20 protein-coding genes, 1 tRNA gene and 1 pseudogene are annotated in these 15,527 nt (G+C 39.4%); 11 read left to right on the top strand and 11 right to left on the bottom strand.

The annotated features are described in order from the left end of the window. Nucleotides 1-11 precede the first annotated feature (11 nt). Nucleotides 12-776 carry a hypothetical protein gene (locus ACVAMZ_RS01460; RefSeq protein ID WP_320693612.1) on the top strand — a complete coding sequence of 255 codons (765 nt, stop codon included), beginning with the start codon at nucleotides 12-14 and terminating at the stop codon, nucleotides 774-776. A gap of 69 nt (nucleotides 777-845) precedes the next feature. Here the strand turns inward: ACVAMZ_RS01460 and ACVAMZ_RS01455 are convergent, their stop codons facing one another. Together ACVAMZ_RS01455 and ACVAMZ_RS01450 are read right to left on the bottom strand one after the other, a co-directional pair. Continuing rightward, nucleotides 846-1,541 carry an LrgB family protein gene (locus tag ACVAMZ_RS01455; protein ID WP_461684825.1) on the bottom strand — a complete coding sequence of 232 codons (696 nt, stop codon included), beginning with the start codon at nucleotides 1,539-1,541 and terminating at the stop codon, nucleotides 846-848. Then, the gene (locus ACVAMZ_RS01450; RefSeq protein WP_004250774.1) at nucleotides 1,538-1,912 is read right to left on the bottom strand and encodes a CidA/LrgA family protein; all 375 of its coding nucleotides are present in this window, start codon (nucleotides 1,910-1,912) and stop codon (nucleotides 1,538-1,540) included. Before ACVAMZ_RS01450 ends, ACVAMZ_RS01455 begins: the two co-directional genes overlap by 4 nt. A gap of 181 nt (nucleotides 1,913-2,093) precedes the next feature. On the opposite strand from ACVAMZ_RS01450, the gene ACVAMZ_RS01445 reads away from it, so the two are divergent. The 3 genes from ACVAMZ_RS01445 to trxA all read left to right on the top strand — a co-directional run bounded on the left by ACVAMZ_RS01445 (nucleotide 2,094) and on the right by trxA (nucleotide 3,119). Next, on the top strand, nucleotides 2,094-2,474 hold the full coding sequence (locus tag ACVAMZ_RS01445) for a MarR family winged helix-turn-helix transcriptional regulator (RefSeq protein ID WP_461684824.1): 381 nt from the start codon (nucleotides 2,094-2,096) through the stop codon (nucleotides 2,472-2,474). Between the two features lie 94 nt (nucleotides 2,475-2,568). After that, entirely contained in the window at nucleotides 2,569-2,790 is a 222-nt protein-coding gene (locus ACVAMZ_RS01440) for a DUF4649 family protein (protein WP_006150880.1), read from the top strand. A 14-nt stretch (nucleotides 2,791-2,804) separates the two neighbouring features. Further along, entirely contained in the window at nucleotides 2,805-3,119 is a 315-nt protein-coding gene (gene trxA / locus ACVAMZ_RS01435; RefSeq protein ID WP_001029584.1) for a thioredoxin, read from the top strand. A gap of 87 nt (nucleotides 3,120-3,206) precedes the next feature. Here trxA and ACVAMZ_RS01430 read toward each other — a convergent pair whose 3' ends face one another. Continuing rightward, entirely contained in the window at nucleotides 3,207-3,875 is a 669-nt protein-coding gene (locus ACVAMZ_RS01430; protein ID WP_461684823.1) for an MIP/aquaporin family protein, read from the bottom strand. Between the two features lie 144 nt (nucleotides 3,876-4,019). Beyond that, nucleotides 4,020-4,367 carry a winged helix-turn-helix transcriptional regulator gene (locus tag ACVAMZ_RS01425; RefSeq protein WP_414268785.1) on the bottom strand — a complete coding sequence of 116 codons (348 nt, stop codon included), beginning with the start codon at nucleotides 4,365-4,367 and terminating at the stop codon, nucleotides 4,020-4,022. Between the two features lie 151 nt (nucleotides 4,368-4,518). Here ACVAMZ_RS01425 and ACVAMZ_RS01420 point away from each other — a divergent pair, with 151 nt between their 5' ends. Continuing rightward, entirely contained in the window at nucleotides 4,519-4,908 is a 390-nt protein-coding gene (locus tag ACVAMZ_RS01420) for a nuclear transport factor 2 family protein (protein WP_281137490.1), read from the top strand. Between the two features lie 40 nt (nucleotides 4,909-4,948). Here ACVAMZ_RS01420 and ACVAMZ_RS01415 read toward each other — a convergent pair whose 3' ends face one another. Then, nucleotides 4,949-5,053, bottom strand: a complete 105-nt coding sequence (locus ACVAMZ_RS01415) for an oligoendopeptidase F (RefSeq protein ID WP_414293983.1) — start codon at nucleotides 5,051-5,053, stop codon at nucleotides 4,949-4,951. Between the two features lie 246 nt (nucleotides 5,054-5,299). On the opposite strand from ACVAMZ_RS01415, the gene ACVAMZ_RS01410 reads away from it, so the two are divergent. After that, the gene (locus ACVAMZ_RS01410) at nucleotides 5,300-6,064 is read left to right on the top strand and encodes a (S)-acetoin forming diacetyl reductase (RefSeq protein ID WP_074324540.1); all 765 of its coding nucleotides are present in this window, start codon (nucleotides 5,300-5,302) and stop codon (nucleotides 6,062-6,064) included. A 292-nt stretch (nucleotides 6,065-6,356) separates the two neighbouring features. On the opposite strand, the gene ACVAMZ_RS01405 is transcribed toward ACVAMZ_RS01410, so the two are convergent. Then, nucleotides 6,357-7,019 (bottom strand): hypothetical protein, encoded by a 663-nt coding sequence (locus ACVAMZ_RS01405; protein ID WP_195183590.1) that lies wholly within the window; start codon nucleotides 7,017-7,019, stop codon nucleotides 6,357-6,359. Nucleotides 7,020-7,210: 191 nt separating this feature from the next. Here ACVAMZ_RS01405 and ACVAMZ_RS01400 point away from each other — a divergent pair, with 191 nt between their 5' ends. Further along, nucleotides 7,211-8,179: a hypothetical protein gene (locus ACVAMZ_RS01400; RefSeq protein WP_461684822.1), complete on the top strand. Its 969-nt coding sequence runs from the start codon at nucleotides 7,211-7,213 to the stop codon at nucleotides 8,177-8,179. Nucleotides 8,180-8,230: 51 nt separating this feature from the next. Here ACVAMZ_RS01400 and ACVAMZ_RS01395 read toward each other — a convergent pair whose 3' ends face one another. The 4 genes from ACVAMZ_RS01395 to ACVAMZ_RS01380 form a co-directional block, all read right to left on the bottom strand. Then, nucleotides 8,231-8,974, bottom strand: a complete 744-nt coding sequence (locus ACVAMZ_RS01395) for a 16S rRNA (uracil(1498)-N(3))-methyltransferase (protein WP_075229768.1) — start codon at nucleotides 8,972-8,974, stop codon at nucleotides 8,231-8,233. 1 nt (nucleotide 8,975) lies between these two features. Beyond that, entirely contained in the window at nucleotides 8,976-9,926 is a 951-nt protein-coding gene (gene prmA / locus ACVAMZ_RS01390; protein ID WP_461684821.1) for a 50S ribosomal protein L11 methyltransferase, read from the bottom strand. Between the two features lie 137 nt (nucleotides 9,927-10,063). Beyond that, the gene (locus ACVAMZ_RS01385; protein ID WP_461684820.1) at nucleotides 10,064-10,492 is read right to left on the bottom strand and encodes an NUDIX hydrolase; all 429 of its coding nucleotides are present in this window, start codon (nucleotides 10,490-10,492) and stop codon (nucleotides 10,064-10,066) included. Nucleotides 10,493-10,501: 9 nt separating this feature from the next. Further along, entirely contained in the window at nucleotides 10,502-10,972 is a 471-nt protein-coding gene (locus ACVAMZ_RS01380) for a DUF3013 family protein (protein ID WP_461684819.1), read from the bottom strand. Nucleotides 10,973-11,087: 115 nt separating this feature from the next. On the opposite strand from ACVAMZ_RS01380, the gene ACVAMZ_RS01375 reads away from it, so the two are divergent. The 3 genes from ACVAMZ_RS01375 (at nucleotide 11,088) to ACVAMZ_RS01365 (ending at nucleotide 13,560) form a co-directional block, all read left to right on the top strand. Next, nucleotides 11,088-12,359, top strand: coding sequence for a replication-associated recombination protein A (locus ACVAMZ_RS01375; protein WP_075565769.1), 1,272 nt, complete (start codon nucleotides 11,088-11,090; stop codon nucleotides 12,357-12,359). 262 nt (nucleotides 12,360-12,621) lie between these two features. Further along, nucleotides 12,622-12,694 (top strand) — tRNA-Lys (locus tag ACVAMZ_RS01370). A 350-nt stretch (nucleotides 12,695-13,044) separates the two neighbouring features. Beyond that, nucleotides 13,045-13,560 carry a DUF308 domain-containing protein gene (locus ACVAMZ_RS01365; protein WP_461684818.1) on the top strand — a complete coding sequence of 172 codons (516 nt, stop codon included), beginning with the start codon at nucleotides 13,045-13,047 and terminating at the stop codon, nucleotides 13,558-13,560. A gap of 531 nt (nucleotides 13,561-14,091) precedes the next feature. Here the strand turns inward: ACVAMZ_RS01365 and ACVAMZ_RS01360 are convergent. Further along, nucleotides 14,092-14,433 (bottom strand): annotated as a pseudogene (locus ACVAMZ_RS01360) (T6SS immunity protein Tdi1 domain-containing protein); the annotation flags it as partial. 102 nt (nucleotides 14,434-14,535) lie between these two features. On the opposite strand from ACVAMZ_RS01360, the gene ACVAMZ_RS01355 reads away from it, so the two are divergent. Next, the gene (locus ACVAMZ_RS01355; RefSeq protein WP_369088049.1) at nucleotides 14,536-15,378 is read left to right on the top strand and encodes an aldo/keto reductase; all 843 of its coding nucleotides are present in this window, start codon (nucleotides 14,536-14,538) and stop codon (nucleotides 15,376-15,378) included. The last annotated feature ends 149 nt before the right edge of the window (nucleotides 15,379-15,527 follow it).

Below are 15,527 nucleotides of genomic sequence, written 5' to 3'. Positions count from 1 at the left end.
AGGAGATTATTATGTTTTGGAATTTAGTTCGTTATGAATTTAAAAATGTTAACAAGTGGTATTTAGCCCTCTATGGTGCTGTGATCATCCTTTCTGCCCTTATCGGGGTACAGACACAATCCTTAATCAAACTACCTGAAAAAAATCTATCTGTTCTACTTGTTTTTCTATCTACTGTCTTTGGTAGTTTGATGGTTACACTTGTGATTTCAACTATCTTCTTGATTATTAAACGATTCAAAGGAAGTGTCTATGACCGACAAGGCTATCTGACTTTAACCTTGCCAGTTTCTGAACACCATATCATCACAGCCAAACTAATCGGTGCTTTTATCTGGTCGATGTTTAGCACTGCTGTCTTACTCCTATGTATCTATATTATCCTACTGTCAACAAATTATTATGAAGTTCAACTTTCTACTCTTCTATCATTTGTTGGAGAACATTTTACAGGCTTTGGTCTTACTGTCTTATCCTTCCTGCTTAGTACAATTTCAGGGATCCTCTGCATTTACTTGGCCATATCCATCGGACAACTTTTCAATGAATATCGTACTGCACTCGCTGTTGCAGCCTACATTGGTATCCGAATCGTCATTGGAGTTATAGAAGTCTTCTTCAATACCAGTGCTAACTTCTATGTCAATTCACTTGTAGGATTTAATGATAATTTCTATATGGGAGCAAGCGTAAGCATTGTTGAAGAACTCATTTTCATAGCTATCTTTTATCTCGGAACCTACTATATATTAAAGAACAAAGTAAACTTACAATAATGAATGAAGCCCCTAGCAAATAAAGCTAGGGGCTTCTTTTTACACAAGGAAATATAACATTCTTATTTTTTAACTCAATATCAAACCTGCTACTATGGGACTTACAAATACATAGAGAATACCGGTGACACCGATGGCTAGTCCTCCCATAGCACCTGCAACTGGTCCATAGCTAAAAGCTGTTCCAGTCCCAACTGCGTGACCAGTTCCTCCAAGAGCAAGACCAGCAGCTACTGGGTCGTCAATCTTGAGCCATTTTAAAAGTGTTGGTCCAATAACGCTAGTCAAAATGCCAGTTGCTACCACAACTACCAAGGTAATCGTCGCTATCCCTTGTAGCTTATCCGTAATTCCAACTGCCATGGCCGTCGTTACAGACTTTGGGAAAAGCGAAATCGCCAAGAAGAAATCCATACCGAAGAATTTTGCAACTAAAGCCGTAAAAGTGGTATTCACAACAACCGCTAGGAAACTACTGAGTAAAATACTTCTAACATGGTGCTTCATAAGGTGAAAGCTCTTATAAAGAGGAATCCCTAGGGCTACTGTTGAAGGAACTATCAAGTTATTAAGATAAACCCCACCTTCATAATAAGCAGCGTAAGAAATACCCGTCAATTTTAGAAAAGCAATGATAAATAAAGTCGCTAAGAGTAAGGGAGTTGTCAGAGGGTGAGGATACCTTCTAAAGATAATCATGCCTCCAAGGTAAGCCAGAATGGACAAGGCTATCCCAAACAGTGGATTGGATACAAATTCGCTCATTTGGCACCTCTTTCTTCGTAATCTCCTTCATAACGCTTCTTGATAAACTGAACTACCAGCGCAATTAGGATAATATTGATAACCGCCGCGAAAAAGACAATCAAGACAATGGGCAATAAATAGGGAGCAATCACATCAAATTTCTCCATAATCCCAACTGCAGGAGGCAAAAATAGAATAGTCATATTAGCCAGGAGAAAATTCCCAACCATGTTGACATGACGTACCCGCAACCACTTGAACTGCAAGGCTAAAAATAAAATAATCAAACCAATAATGCTTCCAGGGATAGGCAAATGGAAAAAGCTAGAGATTCCCTCACCAATCAGTGAAATGACAAAGAGAATCATTAACTGAACATATAACTTCATCGTTTACTCCACAAATAGACTTTCTGCATACCAGTTTACTACTTTTTCAGAAAATTTCAAGGAAATACACAAGAAACATCCTTCTTGCTATCTCATCTAAAAAGTTGTATACTAATTGCGTGCGCAAGCATCTTAGATGCAAAAATCCATTTACATCTATTATAGAAGAAAGGAGATTGACGTGACTTACTTAGAAAAATGGTTTGACTTCAACCGCCGACAAGTAGAATTAGAAGCTATTTTAGAACAAACGATCGCCGAGCAGAGTGAACAGAGTCTTACGCTCAAGGAATTTTATCTCTTGCACTTTTTAAATCAATCTCAAGAAAAATCTTTGAGACAGATCGACCTGCCTGACAAACTCCATCTGAGCCCAAGTGCTGTCTCACGTATGGTGGCACGCCTAGAAGAAAAAAACTGTGCTTTACTTAGTCGGAGATGCTGCGATCAGGACAAGCGAGCTAGTTTTATCTGCCTCACTAGCGAAGGACAGACGACTCTCGCCTACTTACAAAAAGCTGTTGAAGAAAGCCTATCTACAAAAGCAGACTGGTTGTTCTAAATTTTTCAAAAAAACTTGCGTGCGCAATCAATTTTCTTGACATTCCTTTTTCCAAGGAGTAAAATGAAGACATGATTTAGCAAAGGAGAATCCTATGATTGAAATCACTTATCTGGATGCCAGCAAGCAAGAGAGAACAATGACCTTCGAGTCATACGAAGAATTTGAACGTTCTCAACATGCCTGCCTGATTGGTGTCGCAGACTATTACCCTGTCCAAAAACTAACCTACAATGGTCATGTTCTGGACTACCATGGGACTTATGGGGATGTTTTCTTCTATCTCATGAAACAAGATTTAAGCCAATATAACTAAAAAGGAGAAATACTATGGCAAAAGCAATTACAGATGCAACATTTGAACAAGAAACTAAAGACGGATTGGTCTTGGTAGACTTCTGGGCTACTTGGTGTGGCCCATGTCGTATGCAAGGTCCAATCTTGGACAAATTGTCTGAAGAACTTTCAGAAGATGTCTTGAAGATCGTTAAAATGGACGTTGACGAAAATCCGAATACAGCTCGTTCATTCGGCATTATGTCTATCCCTACTCTTCTTTTCAAGAAAGATGGACAAGTGGTTAAACAAGTGGCTGGTGTCCACACTGCAGAACAAATCAAAGCCATCGTTGCTGAATTGAGTTAATCACAAATCCCCCACTTCTCATGTGGGGGATTTGAATATATAAAAAACCTACTCTCCAATGTGAAGAGTAGGTTTTTAGAGTTTCAATTATTCTTCAGTTCCAAGGAAGTTTTTAGCAACAAGGGCTGCAAGAACTCCACCAACGATTGGTGCAAGGATGAAAATCCAAACTTGTTGAAGAGCTGCGCCACCTACCAATACAGCAGGAGCCAAGCTACGAGCTGGGTTTACTGAAAGACCAGTAATATTCAATCCAACAAGGATCAAAGCTGTCAATGACAAACCGATTACCAAACCAGCGATTGCGCCATTACCTTTGCTTGCTGATGTTACAGTCATGATAACCAAAACAAACAAGAATGTTGCGATTGTTTCAAACAAGAAACCACCAAAGATAGTTACTCCGTTTGCCAAGGCATTTTCACCAAGACTTGCAGTTGACATACCTGAATTCGCTAAGAGGAAGAATACAGAAGCAGATGCAAGGAAAGCACCAACTACTTGACCAAGGATGTAGTTTACAAGTTCTGAAGATGACAAACGTTTGTTCACAAACATAGCGATAGAAACAGCTGGGTTCAAGTGAGCACCTGAAACAGTTCCGATTGAGAAGGCTGCGACTACGATTGCTAAACCAAAGGCAAGAGCAATCCCAAGGTGCCCAAGTCCTTCAACACCATTTCCAAAAACAACAGCTCCTGTTCCGATGAACACAAGCATAAAAGTACCGATTAATTCAGCAACAAATTTTTTCATGATAAGTCTCCTTTTTCAAACTATGTATTAGTCTATCAGAAGAAGGAAAGGGTTTCAAGAAATGTGCTTGGAAAATAATGGTTTACCTTACTATCTTTTAATTGAGGAATTAAACAGAAAAATACATTTCCTCTATAGAGCTTATCAGTCGCTTATCTCACTAGCATTTAGCAACTTGATATAATCCAGACCCCATTTCTCGACAGCATCTAAAACAACTCTGAATTCCTGTCCCATTTCTGTTAAGCTGTACTCAACTCGTGGGGGAACTTCTGCATAGACCTTTCGTTGAATAATCTTATCCTTTTCTAATTGACGGAGATGACGTGTCAAAATAGTTTGAGTAATCCCAGGCAATAATCTCTGCAATTCTTTAAATCGTTTAGTACCCGTACTCAACTGATAAATGATTACCAGTGCCCATTTCCCCGTTAAAACCCTCTGCGTTGTCGCAAATGGACAAATACCATACTCACTCACTTTATTTGGCATAAAATATCTTCTTTCTATTTTTTTAAAAAAAATTAATCTTTTAGTATCAATAATAGTACTACTTTTGATACCAGCTATCGAAAAAGTGTCTACTTGTTTTTTTGATTGTAACTGTTACAATTATATCATAAAAAAGAAATGGAGAATAGATATGTCAACAAACTTAGAAATTTTCAATACTTATAACCAAGCTCTAATTGCTGGTGACTTTCCTGGTGTCTTTGAAACGATGGCAGACGATATTGTCTGGCATCAACCTGGTACTCATAGTATATCTGGTACAGTTGTTGGTAAGGACAAGCTAGGAACTCACCTAGCTACATTTGCTGAGAAAACTAATGGAACCTTTAAGGTGATAACAAATTGGGTTTCTGACAATAAGGATTTAATCGCAGCTAATGTTACTTTTCTTGGAACACGGGCTGATGGTACTGAACTCAATATGAACGGGATTGACCTCTTCCGTATTGAAGACGGGAAAATCAAAGAAGTTTGGCTCTTCTCTTCAGATCAAGCTGAAGAAGATAGCTTTTGGGGATAAGCAAAACAGATTGGAAAAATCCAATCTGTTTTGCTTATACTCATAACTCAGCACTGTAGGCGATAATCTTATCAACAGTATTAGACAAGAACTGAATGGTATCGCGGAGAGGTTTATTAGTTGAGATATCTGCTCCGATAATCATAGCAGACTCAAGTGGCACCTGATTTGAGGAGATTGAGCCAGTCTTCAGCTCCAGTCTCAGATAGTTTTTTCACTCTTAGAGGGTTAATTTTTTCCAAAACCAGTCTTTGTTTGACACAAATTTCACAAAGTTGTATACTAAAAAGCGATAGGACTTCTTTTAGAGTCTATCACAACTCACTTATAACCCTTTGCTGTTCTTTTATGAACGTTGAAATGGTATCACGGATACCAAAGGAGGAATCATATGTCTAAAGTAGCTATTGTTACAGGTGCAGGTCAAGGAATCGGTTTTGCAATCGCAAAACGCTTGGTCCAAGATGGTTTTAAGGTTGGAGTATTAGACTACAATGCTGAAACAGCCGAAAAAGCAGTTGCTGAATTGTCAGCAGACAAGGCTTTTGCTGTTGTGGCTGATGTGTCTAAACAAGCAGAGGTTGCTGCAGCTTTCCAAAAAGTTGTAGACCATTTCGGAGACTTAAACGTTGTGGTAAACAACGCTGGTGTCGCTCCGACTACACCTCTAGATACGATTACAGAAGAACAGTTCAATCGTACCTTTGCTATTAACGTCGGTGGGGTAATCTGGGGAGCACAAGCTGCTCAAGCTCAATTCAAAGCACTTGGTCACGGTGGTAAAATCATCAATGCTACTTCTCAAGCAGGTGTTGTTGGAAATCCAAACTTGACTGTTTATGGTGGTACAAAATTCGCTGTTCGTGGCATTACTCAAACATTGGCGCGTGATTTAGCTGATTCAGGCATCACTGTTAACGCTTATGCTCCAGGTATCGTTAAAACACCAATGATGTATGATATCGCTCACGAAGTTGGGAAAAATGCAGGAAAAGACGACGAATGGGGTATGCAAACATTCGCAAAAGATATTACATTGAAACGCCTATCTGAGCCAGAAGATGTCGCTGCAGCTGTTAGCTTCCTTGCTGGACCAGATTCAAACTACATTACAGGTCAAACCATTATCGTCGATGGTGGTATGCAATTCCATTAAGATAAAAAAAAGAGGTTGGAAAATAATCCAACCTCTTTTATCATCTCTATGATTCCAATTTCCAGAGTCATTTTGTGTTAGTTAAACTAATCTTTCATCAAGACTAGGAATACTCTCTGCTCTAAATAGTGTGATTTGCCCTGTTTTAATAGAGCACAAGATTAGGAACAGTTTGGATATCCATTTTTTTGCAAAGGAAAGGGCATCTCAAAATCATCAAAAGTAATATTTGCTGCATCTAAAGTAGCAATTCCACTGTTCACATATTTTTCATCTTTCATTTTATTTCCTTTTAATTCGATACCGTTTCTATAAATGTATAAACATTATCATAGTGAACAGTTATTGAATAATAGTAATAATCGTCGTTTCGGTATGAGCTTCCAAAACTTAATGTTGCTTGTTCATTTTCATCTTTTTTAAAATACTGATTGATAGTTTGATTCCGAACTAAATAATCAATATCAAATGCCCCATTATTACCATTATAATTTTTAGATTTCATAGACAATGAAGATAGAAAAGAGTGATTAACTGTTAACTTTTGAAATAAAAATCCATCAAAAGGCCACAGTTCTTTCGCCTTCTTCTCATCAGAAAAGATAAATTCCCCGTTAATATAATCTACTTTTATAGTTTCTTCGGGCTTTTCAGTAATATCTTCAGAAGCACGTGTCTTAGTTAGAACTCCAGAAATTGTTTGGTTACTACTATCTCCTTGTAAAGTTATCTCTATAATATAGGTTCCACGTTTTATATATACTTGATTTACTTTGAACCCTTCCGGAAATTGCTTAAACAAGTCAAATAGATTCTCGGTTGGATAGACACGACTGATCTCAGAGACTTTGTTCTCAATCCATTCTCGACTGTTCTTATTTTCTCCGCACCCTGCCAATCCTATCATGATCAATCCTCCTAAAAGTACTATTGTGAGAAATATGCGTTTTTTCATAACCTTCTCCTTATTTATAACATTCAATTAAACAACTAACCGTAGTTCCCATATAGTATATCATAAAAGACTGATATGACTGTTCCCTCGCTCACGTAGAATCCCTGTCTAATTCATTTTAAAGCACTGTAATCCTAAAAGTCATGATATAATAGGCAGTGAATAACAAGCATTACTTAAAGGAGAAATGTATGAAAAAATCGTTTAGACTTTGTTGCCTAGCTTGTGTGACAACACTAGCTTTAGCCCTTGGCGCTTGCTCATCAAAGCCATCTACTAGTTCTACAAATAATTCAAATAATCAGGCTTCCACATACCATAAGAAAGATGTAACTGGTCCTGCTGCTTCATTTGATTGGAATGCCAAAGTTGAACCTACGAACTATGAGAGAACCTTTGTTGAAACCAACAGTGGCAGTCAATTTAATAAAACTTTAGACCGTACTAAAGAAGCAGCTGAGAATCTTGAAAAAAAGAAAAAGGAAATTTCGGAGCCTAAGGTTCAAACAGCCCTCAAATTAGTGGATGCCGTCTTTGTCAATCAAGAAAATCTTGACCTAGTTGTGAAAGCAGCGGGTGCTAGCAATCAAGAAGAGTTATTTGATAAGGTTTGGAACGAATATTTAGTCCCTGAGTTAACTAAAATCCGTCCGAATTTTTCAAATGATACGGTCTTTGAGTATAAGGGAGAAAAATATCCTCTCAAAATTTATGCACCAATGTTTTTTAAGGTCAACACCAATGCTCTAGGAAAAGCCGGAGCCTATACTCTTGAAGATTATAAAGTAGAAGGTGACATGGTTTATTTGAAATTTATGTCCCCAGCTGTAGACACCTACCAATACGAAGTGAAAGCCTCTTATCACACAGCCAGTTTCGATTTCTTTCAAGGACTGGTGGAAGAACAACAAAAGGTTCTTGAAACAGACTATGCTAAAGCCATGAATATTCGTTTTGTATATCGATTGGCCGCTCTTGATTTTAATGCAGACAATTACGTAGATTTAGAAGGAATGGACTATCTTGATCGAAATCCACATTATCTAGCGATAAAAGTTGATAGCAACGGAGATGCTAGCCTTGATAATGAAAATCTCGCCAACCTTTTACAAATTAGCATGAAGGCTTCAAATGAAGCCAATAAAGGAAAATTTGAGTAAGCTTTATCATAACAAAAAATCACCTTTTCTAGGTGATTTTTTCATAGTCTCTTATTTTTCCAATTCTAGCAAAACACTAATAGCTGATAGGGCATAAAGCGGTGCTGTTTCTGCTCGCAAAATTCGAGGACCAAGTCCTGCCAGAACAGCTCCTTTGGCTTCAAAATCTTCTATTTCCGCAGGTGAAAGACCGCCTTCTGGACCAAAGATAAAGAGCAACTGAGTTTCTTTTTCAAGACCACTTACAGTTTGTACAAGAGCAGCGCTTTCTCCTTCTTTAGCCGACTCTTCGTAGGCTACCACGATGCGGTCAAACTGGTCCAGCTGAGCTAGAAAGTCTGCTTTTTTCTCAAAAAGGGTAATACTTGGGACAAGATTTCGCTTGCTTTGCTCGGCTGCTCCAAGGGCGATTTTTTCTAGTTTTTCAACCTTTTTACCCAATTTCTTGCCATCCCACTTGGCAACTGACCAATCGGCAGGAAAGGCCCAGATTTGACTAGCACCTAACTCAGTCACCTTTTGAGTGATAAACTCCAGCTTGTCCCCCTTGGGAAAGCCTGAAGCGATGGTCACTTGGACTGGCAGTTCTACATTGTCAGCTAGTTCTTCAACCAATTCAAACTGACGAGCCTCGACATCTAGCACGCGCGCCAAACGCTTGATCCCATCATCAAAGACTAGAGTCACTTGGTCATCCTCTTTCAAGCGCATAACTTGAAACATGTGCTTGCTGGTTTCCTTGTCCTCGATAGTGACAGGGGAACTAGCCAAACCTTTTACAAAATACTGTTGCATGCTAGCCTCCAATCACACCAGAGATATCCTTCGTTTTTTTGAAAACACAGGCATTCCATTCCCCTCGGATCATGTGTGTTTCTAGAAAGAATCCAGCTGCTTCTGCCGACTCACGGACCATGTCCCACTTGTCCTTGATAATGCCACTCATGATGAGATAGCCTTCATCCTTGACCAAGCGATAAGCATCATCCGTCAGATGAATGAGGATATCCGCCAAGATATTAGCCACGATAACATCTGCCTCAATCTCCACACCCTTAAGCAAATCACCTGGCGCCACACGGATATTTTCCATACCAGGATTGAGCTCAATATTTTCCTGAGCGACACGAACCGCTACATCGTCGAGATCATAAGCAAAAATTTCCTTGGCACCCAGAAGTGAGCTAGCAATGGAAAGAACCCCTGAACCAGTCCCCACATCTAGCACCGTTTCCCCACCGCGGAGAACCTGCTCCAAGGCAAAAAGACTCATCTTAGTGGTTGGATGCGTACCTGTCCCAAAGGCCATGCCAGGGTCCAACTTGATAATCTTTTCTCCCGCCGTCGCCTCATAATCCGTCCATGACGGCACGATGGTCAAGTCATGGGTAATGCGGGCCGGTTCATAATACTTCTTCCAATTATCCGCCCAGTCTTCCTCAGCCAAGGCAGTTGTCCCCATCTTGACTTCTCCCAAGTCCATAAAATCCGTCAATTCTGCTAAGCGAGCCTGTAAGTCTGCCTCAACCACTGCTACATCAACCGTTTCAGGATAATAGGCTGTCACCACGACTTCTTCCTGTTGCTCGACCTCTGGGAAAATCTCACCAAAGCGGTCCACATTACCCACATAGTCCATGCTGTCTTCGATTGCAACCCCTTGGGCGCCTAGCTCAATCAGGAGGTTAGAGACTAGCTCCTCCCCCTCACGCTTAACCGTTACTTTTAACTCTTGCCATGTTTCCATAATTAAGATACCAAGCCCATAAAACACAAAGCCAAAATAGGAAACTCTCTTAAGACACTTATGTTTAAGAGAAGTTTATCTTTTTGGCACAGTGTTTAGGGCGGGTTCAGTTTAGAAATTTAACCGAACCGTCCTTTCTAATCACTTACTTTTAAATAATCTTTTAATCTCTCTTGCAACTGAGGTACAACCTTATCTGAGCCAAGAAATTCATCAATGCTCATCAATTTATAGCCCTGGCCTTCATCTCCAAAGACGATACTGTCAAATTGTTCTTGACTTAACTGACTAACCATAAAGACCGACTGCTTCCTCTCAAAAAGCATACTTGGGTAGACCTTACTCCCAAGCAGGTTATCTTCAGTTAGATGAATCCCTAACTCTTCAAAAACTTCACGCGCTGCGCATTCAAAAGGAGTTTCGTCCCCTTCACGACCACCACCCGGCAACTCCCACATATTGGGCCAAGGGATATTTTCCTTGTCATCACGCAAGATGGTCAGTAGCTTATCTCCGCAAAATAGAGCAATCTTGCAACCTTGGAAATCAGTAAGTTCTATTTCCATGCTAGACTCCTAATATCTCGGATAAGGATAAAATTCTCCCTCTTCCAAGCCTGCTTTCCCTTCTTCAAAGACTTCTTGGTTCCATTCCATGACGAATTCTTCTGCTTCTGGGTCTTCCAAAAAGTCCATGAGAGCATCTAGTCCAACCTCTGCAGTATCTTTAAGAAATAGCGCAAAATAAGCTAAAAATTCACGAGAAAAGCCTTTCTTGGGCAGATAAGGGATGACTGTGAGATAGTCTTCTGCATTAACTGTTGACTTGGCAGGGTTGTAAAAAAGTACCGCTTCTTCAAAAAGGATATCATCTGACGAAACCTCTCCGTCTTCATCTAACATCTCCACCCCTGCAGCATTTTGTGCCTCTAATAGAAAACTCACTTCAACCGCATGATTGCGCTTGTCCCAGCTAATCTCATAATCAAAAGGAAAGTTCTTATCCAACTCTTCTTGTAAAACATCTAAAAATCCATATGCTGCCATTTTGTCCTCTTTCTATACGACTCTTCAATCGCCCCGAATACTCGGAAATATGCTAAAATAGATACTACCATCTTACCACATTCGTATCAGAAAATCCATGTTAGAAAGGACTGCTATGCCAGACAATCTCGCGCTTCGTATGCGCCCCAAAACCATCGACCAGGTCATCGGTCAGGAGCATCTAGTTGGACCTGGCAAGATTATCCGCCGTATGGTGGAAGCCAATCGCCTATCCTCTATGATCCTCTACGGACCTCCAGGAATTGGTAAAACCAGTATTGCCTCGGCCATCGCTGGAACGACCAAGTATGCTTTTCGGACCTTCAATGCCACTGTTGATAGTAAAAAACGTCTCCAAGAAATCGCTGAGGAAGCTAAATTCTCAGGTGGCCTTGTACTGCTACTAGATGAGATTCATCGTCTTGACAAGACGAAACAAGACTTCCTCCTTCCTCTCTTAGAAAGTGGTCTAGTCATCATGATCGGGGCGACAACTGAAAATCCTTTCTTTTCTGTCACTCCAGCCATCCGCAGTCGTGTTCAGATTTTTGAGTTGGATCCCTTATCTAACCAAGATGTTAAAGGAGCCATTCAAATCGCCCTGACTGACCCTGAACGAGGCTTTGATTTCCCTGTTGAGTTAGATGATGATGCCCTTGATTTTATCGCAACATCTACCAATGGAGATCTCCGTTCTGCCTTCAATTCGCTTGATTTGGCAGTTCTCTCCACTCCAGAAAATGATGATGGTGTCCGTCACATTACGCTCGACATCATGGAAAATAGTCTTCAGAGAAACTACATCACTATGGACAAGGATGGAGACGGACACTATGATGTTCTATCTGCCCTGCAAAAATCCATCCGTGGATCCGATGTCGATGCTAGTCTCCACTATGCTGCTCGCTTGATAGAGGCGGGTGACCTTCCTAGCCTAGCTCGTCGTTTGACTGTGATTGCTTATGAAGATATCGGCCTAGCCAATCCCGAAGCTCAGATTCATACCGTAACTGCTTTGGATGCAGCACAGAGGATTGGATTCCCCGAAGCCCGCATCCTCATTGCCAATGTTGTGATTGATTTGGCCCTTTCTCCAAAATCCAACTCAGCCTACGTGGCTATAGATAAGGCCTTGTCTGACCTAAAAACATCGGGGCATCTGCCGATTCCACGTCACTTGAGAGATGGACATTATAGCGGCAGCAAGGAATTAGGTAACGCCCAAAATTATCTCTATCCACATAATTATCCTGGTCACTGGGTCAAGCAAGAATACCTACCAGAAAAAATCCGTGACCACCACTACTTTTCTCCAGAAGATAGTGGAAAATACGAACGGGCCCTGGCTCAACGCAAGGAAACCATTGATAAATTACGAAACTTATGAAATCCTTTTCAAAATTTTTAATTTTCCCTTGATTTTTTTTGAAAAAGTGGTATCATATAATCATAGAAACGCTGTGGTGTACGACTTCACATTTAAGTGTTGACCGACTATTTTTTGTATTATTAGGGAAACAAAAGTCTTCTAACAGCATGTAGGCCGTCTCACACGGAAACAGCTTCAGTTAGAGCGAGTTGCCCACCTGCTTAATTGCGCGGGTTCAATACAAACCGTGAAGTTTCGGCACCAATACAGCTTTTTATTTGCCTCCTTAGCTCAGTTGGTAGAGCAGTAGACTCTTAATCTATGGGTCGCAGGTTCGAGTCCTGCAGGGGGCATCTAAATCAACAGGAAGAAGCCTTGATTTACAAGGCTTTTTTGCTTGTCTGTAACTGATTTGCCCCATCATTTGCCCCACTTTTAAATCTATCTTTTCTTTTTGAATCAAATTACATCTTAACAAATAGTGTAAAGCCAGTTACTTTTGCTTTGATGCCATACAATATTTTCATGTAGAGAAGACAAATTTTATCTTCTCTTTTTATTTTCAAAATAATAAAAACTGATTTTCTTTTCATGAATCAGACTGAAACTTCCAAATTTTCCATTTAGTTTATTGATATTTCCTCTAAAAAGGTGTATAATATTTTTACTATTAAACTATACTATATAACAGGATGGTCTTGAAATGAAATTTTCTAATCGTTTATCGCTATTCCTTGCAGGAGTTATTTTTGTCCTTTTAGCACTCTTTCTATTTACAGACCCAGTAGCTAATCTTGTTGCTTACAGCTGGTGGATTTCATTTGGTTTACTGGTTTCTTCTATAGCAGCTATTTTAGGCTATTTCTCTGCACCAAAAGAGCTTCGCTCACCTGTTTATCTTTTCCAAGGATTTGTTAGTCTTCTCTTAGCTCTTTACCTCGTTGCTTATGGCTTTGTGACCCTGCCGGTCGTCATTCCGACCATTGTAGGAATTTGGTTAATTGTAGAAGCCATTATTGCTTTCTTTAAAGGCAATCGTCTAAGATTGATTTTCCCTATTATTGGTAGCAATATCACGTGGGTAGCCTTGCTTGAATTTTTACTAGGTCTAGTGATTCTGTTCAATCCAGTGGCTACAGGTGTCTTTGTCGTTTATGTCATTGCCTTTTCAGTTTTAGTTACTGGCTTCACCTACATTATTGAGGCCTTTCGTAAATAGTCTAGTTGCTATTTCTATCGCATTCAAAAAAGCTGGGAAATCATATTCTCAGCTTTTTTGTCTCTTTAATTATCACTTTTTCGCATTCCATTCTGCGTAGAAATTTGTTTTTCCATTTTATTCTCCAATTTGATCTCGCACTGACATTTATTTATAACAAAACTATATATCTAGAATAGCATAATCATTAGGTATTATAGGTTTTCAAACAAAATACGAGTCATTCGTTTTTGCCCCACTTTTGCCCCATTTTTAAATCCTGACATTGAAAATACCTAAAAGTATTTCCCTAAAATCAGCTATATTTCAACATTTTTGTTTATTTTCAATATGAAAAGTTCTTACAAATCCATGTAGGGGGCATCTAAACAACAGGAAAAAGCCTTGATTTATAAGGCTTTTTTGCTTGTCATTTTGTTTTTTGTACCAAAAAGTTTATATTCACAAAATAAGCGACTCTCATCAAAGACTCGCTATTTATCTAACACCTCGATTTAATAGAAAAAAACACCTCACGGTGATTACTTATTATCAATCGTCCATTACTCCGCCTGTAAGTTGGTACATGAGATAAATGTGCTCCAAGGTTTTTAGCTTATCCATATGTTCCACATCTTTAAAGGCACCTAATGCTAGTAAAGGAACAAAACCGAAACATTGGTTATAAGACAAGGGACCATCTTTTAACACAGCCTGTCTATATAAATCCAGTTCAAAGTTATCAGTCACATATGAGTTATCTAAATACTGAAGAAAATATTTCAAGCTCTTGATAATAATGTCGCAGTTTTGAAGATTGTATTTTACAATACCAACAAATTCATTCTCTTCCCAAGTAATAATATCTCCAAAGGCTGTTACGAACATCGGAAAAAGAAGTAAGGAACTATTCATAATAATAGCCGTAGCAAATCTTTGCATTTTTGCCTTATCTTATTTAAGATAGTACTATTAAAAAAAGAAAAGGTGAAAATCATGGAAACATATACACTTGCAAATGGGGTTACTATTCCTAAAATTGGTTTTGGAACTTGGCAAATTGCTGAAGGCGAAGAAGCCTATAACAGCGTTAGCTTCGCACTTAAGGCGGGTTACACACATATTGATACCGCACAAATTTACGGTAACGAAGTTTCTGTAGGTAAGGCGATTGCTGATAGTGATTTGGCACGTGAGGATATTTTCCTAACTACCAAACTTTGGAATGATAAGCACGATTACGAGTTGGCTAAGACTTCTATCGATGAGTCTCTCGAAAGACTTGGTGTGGATTATTTGGATCTTTTGCTTATCCATTGGCCTAATCCAAAGGCGCTTCGTGAGAATGATGCTTGGAAGGCTGGCAATGCGGGTGCATGGAAGGCTATGGAAGAAGCTTACAAAGAAGGTAAGGTGCGCGCTATCGGTGTGTCTAACTTTATGCAACATCACCTAGAAGCTCTTATTGAAACAGCTGAAATTGTTCCACATGTCAATCAAATCCTCTTGGCTCCAGGTTGTGACCAAGAAGACTTAGTTGCCTATTGCCAAGAGCGCGATATCCTTCTTGAAGCCTATAGTCCACTAGGTACAGGTGGTATTTTTGGAAATGAAGATGTTGAAGCAGTGGCTGAACGTAACGGTAAATCTGTAGCACAAGTTGCTCTGCGTTGGAGCCTTCAAAAAGGTTTCTTGCCACTACCTAAGTCTGTGACACCTAAAAATATAAAAGCTAACTTGGATATCTTCGGCTTCGACTTATCAGAGGAAGATATGGCGGTCTTGGATAAGATTCAAGGCATCAAAACTCAGGATGATCCTGACAAAGTTAATTTTTAATAGGATTTTAATCAACTCGTCAGGGTTGCTTTTTCAAGTAAATGACAAAAGAAGTCAAGATTTTGACAATTCGCGCCACATGAAATTATTTAAGCATATCCTTTTCTTTCATTACCATTTTCTGTTATAATGTATTGTATTTCTAAAGT

The sequence above is a fragment of the Streptococcus sp. KHUD_017 genome, from assembly GCF_054861245.1.
This window is presented reverse-complemented; position numbering and strand designations above follow the sequence as displayed.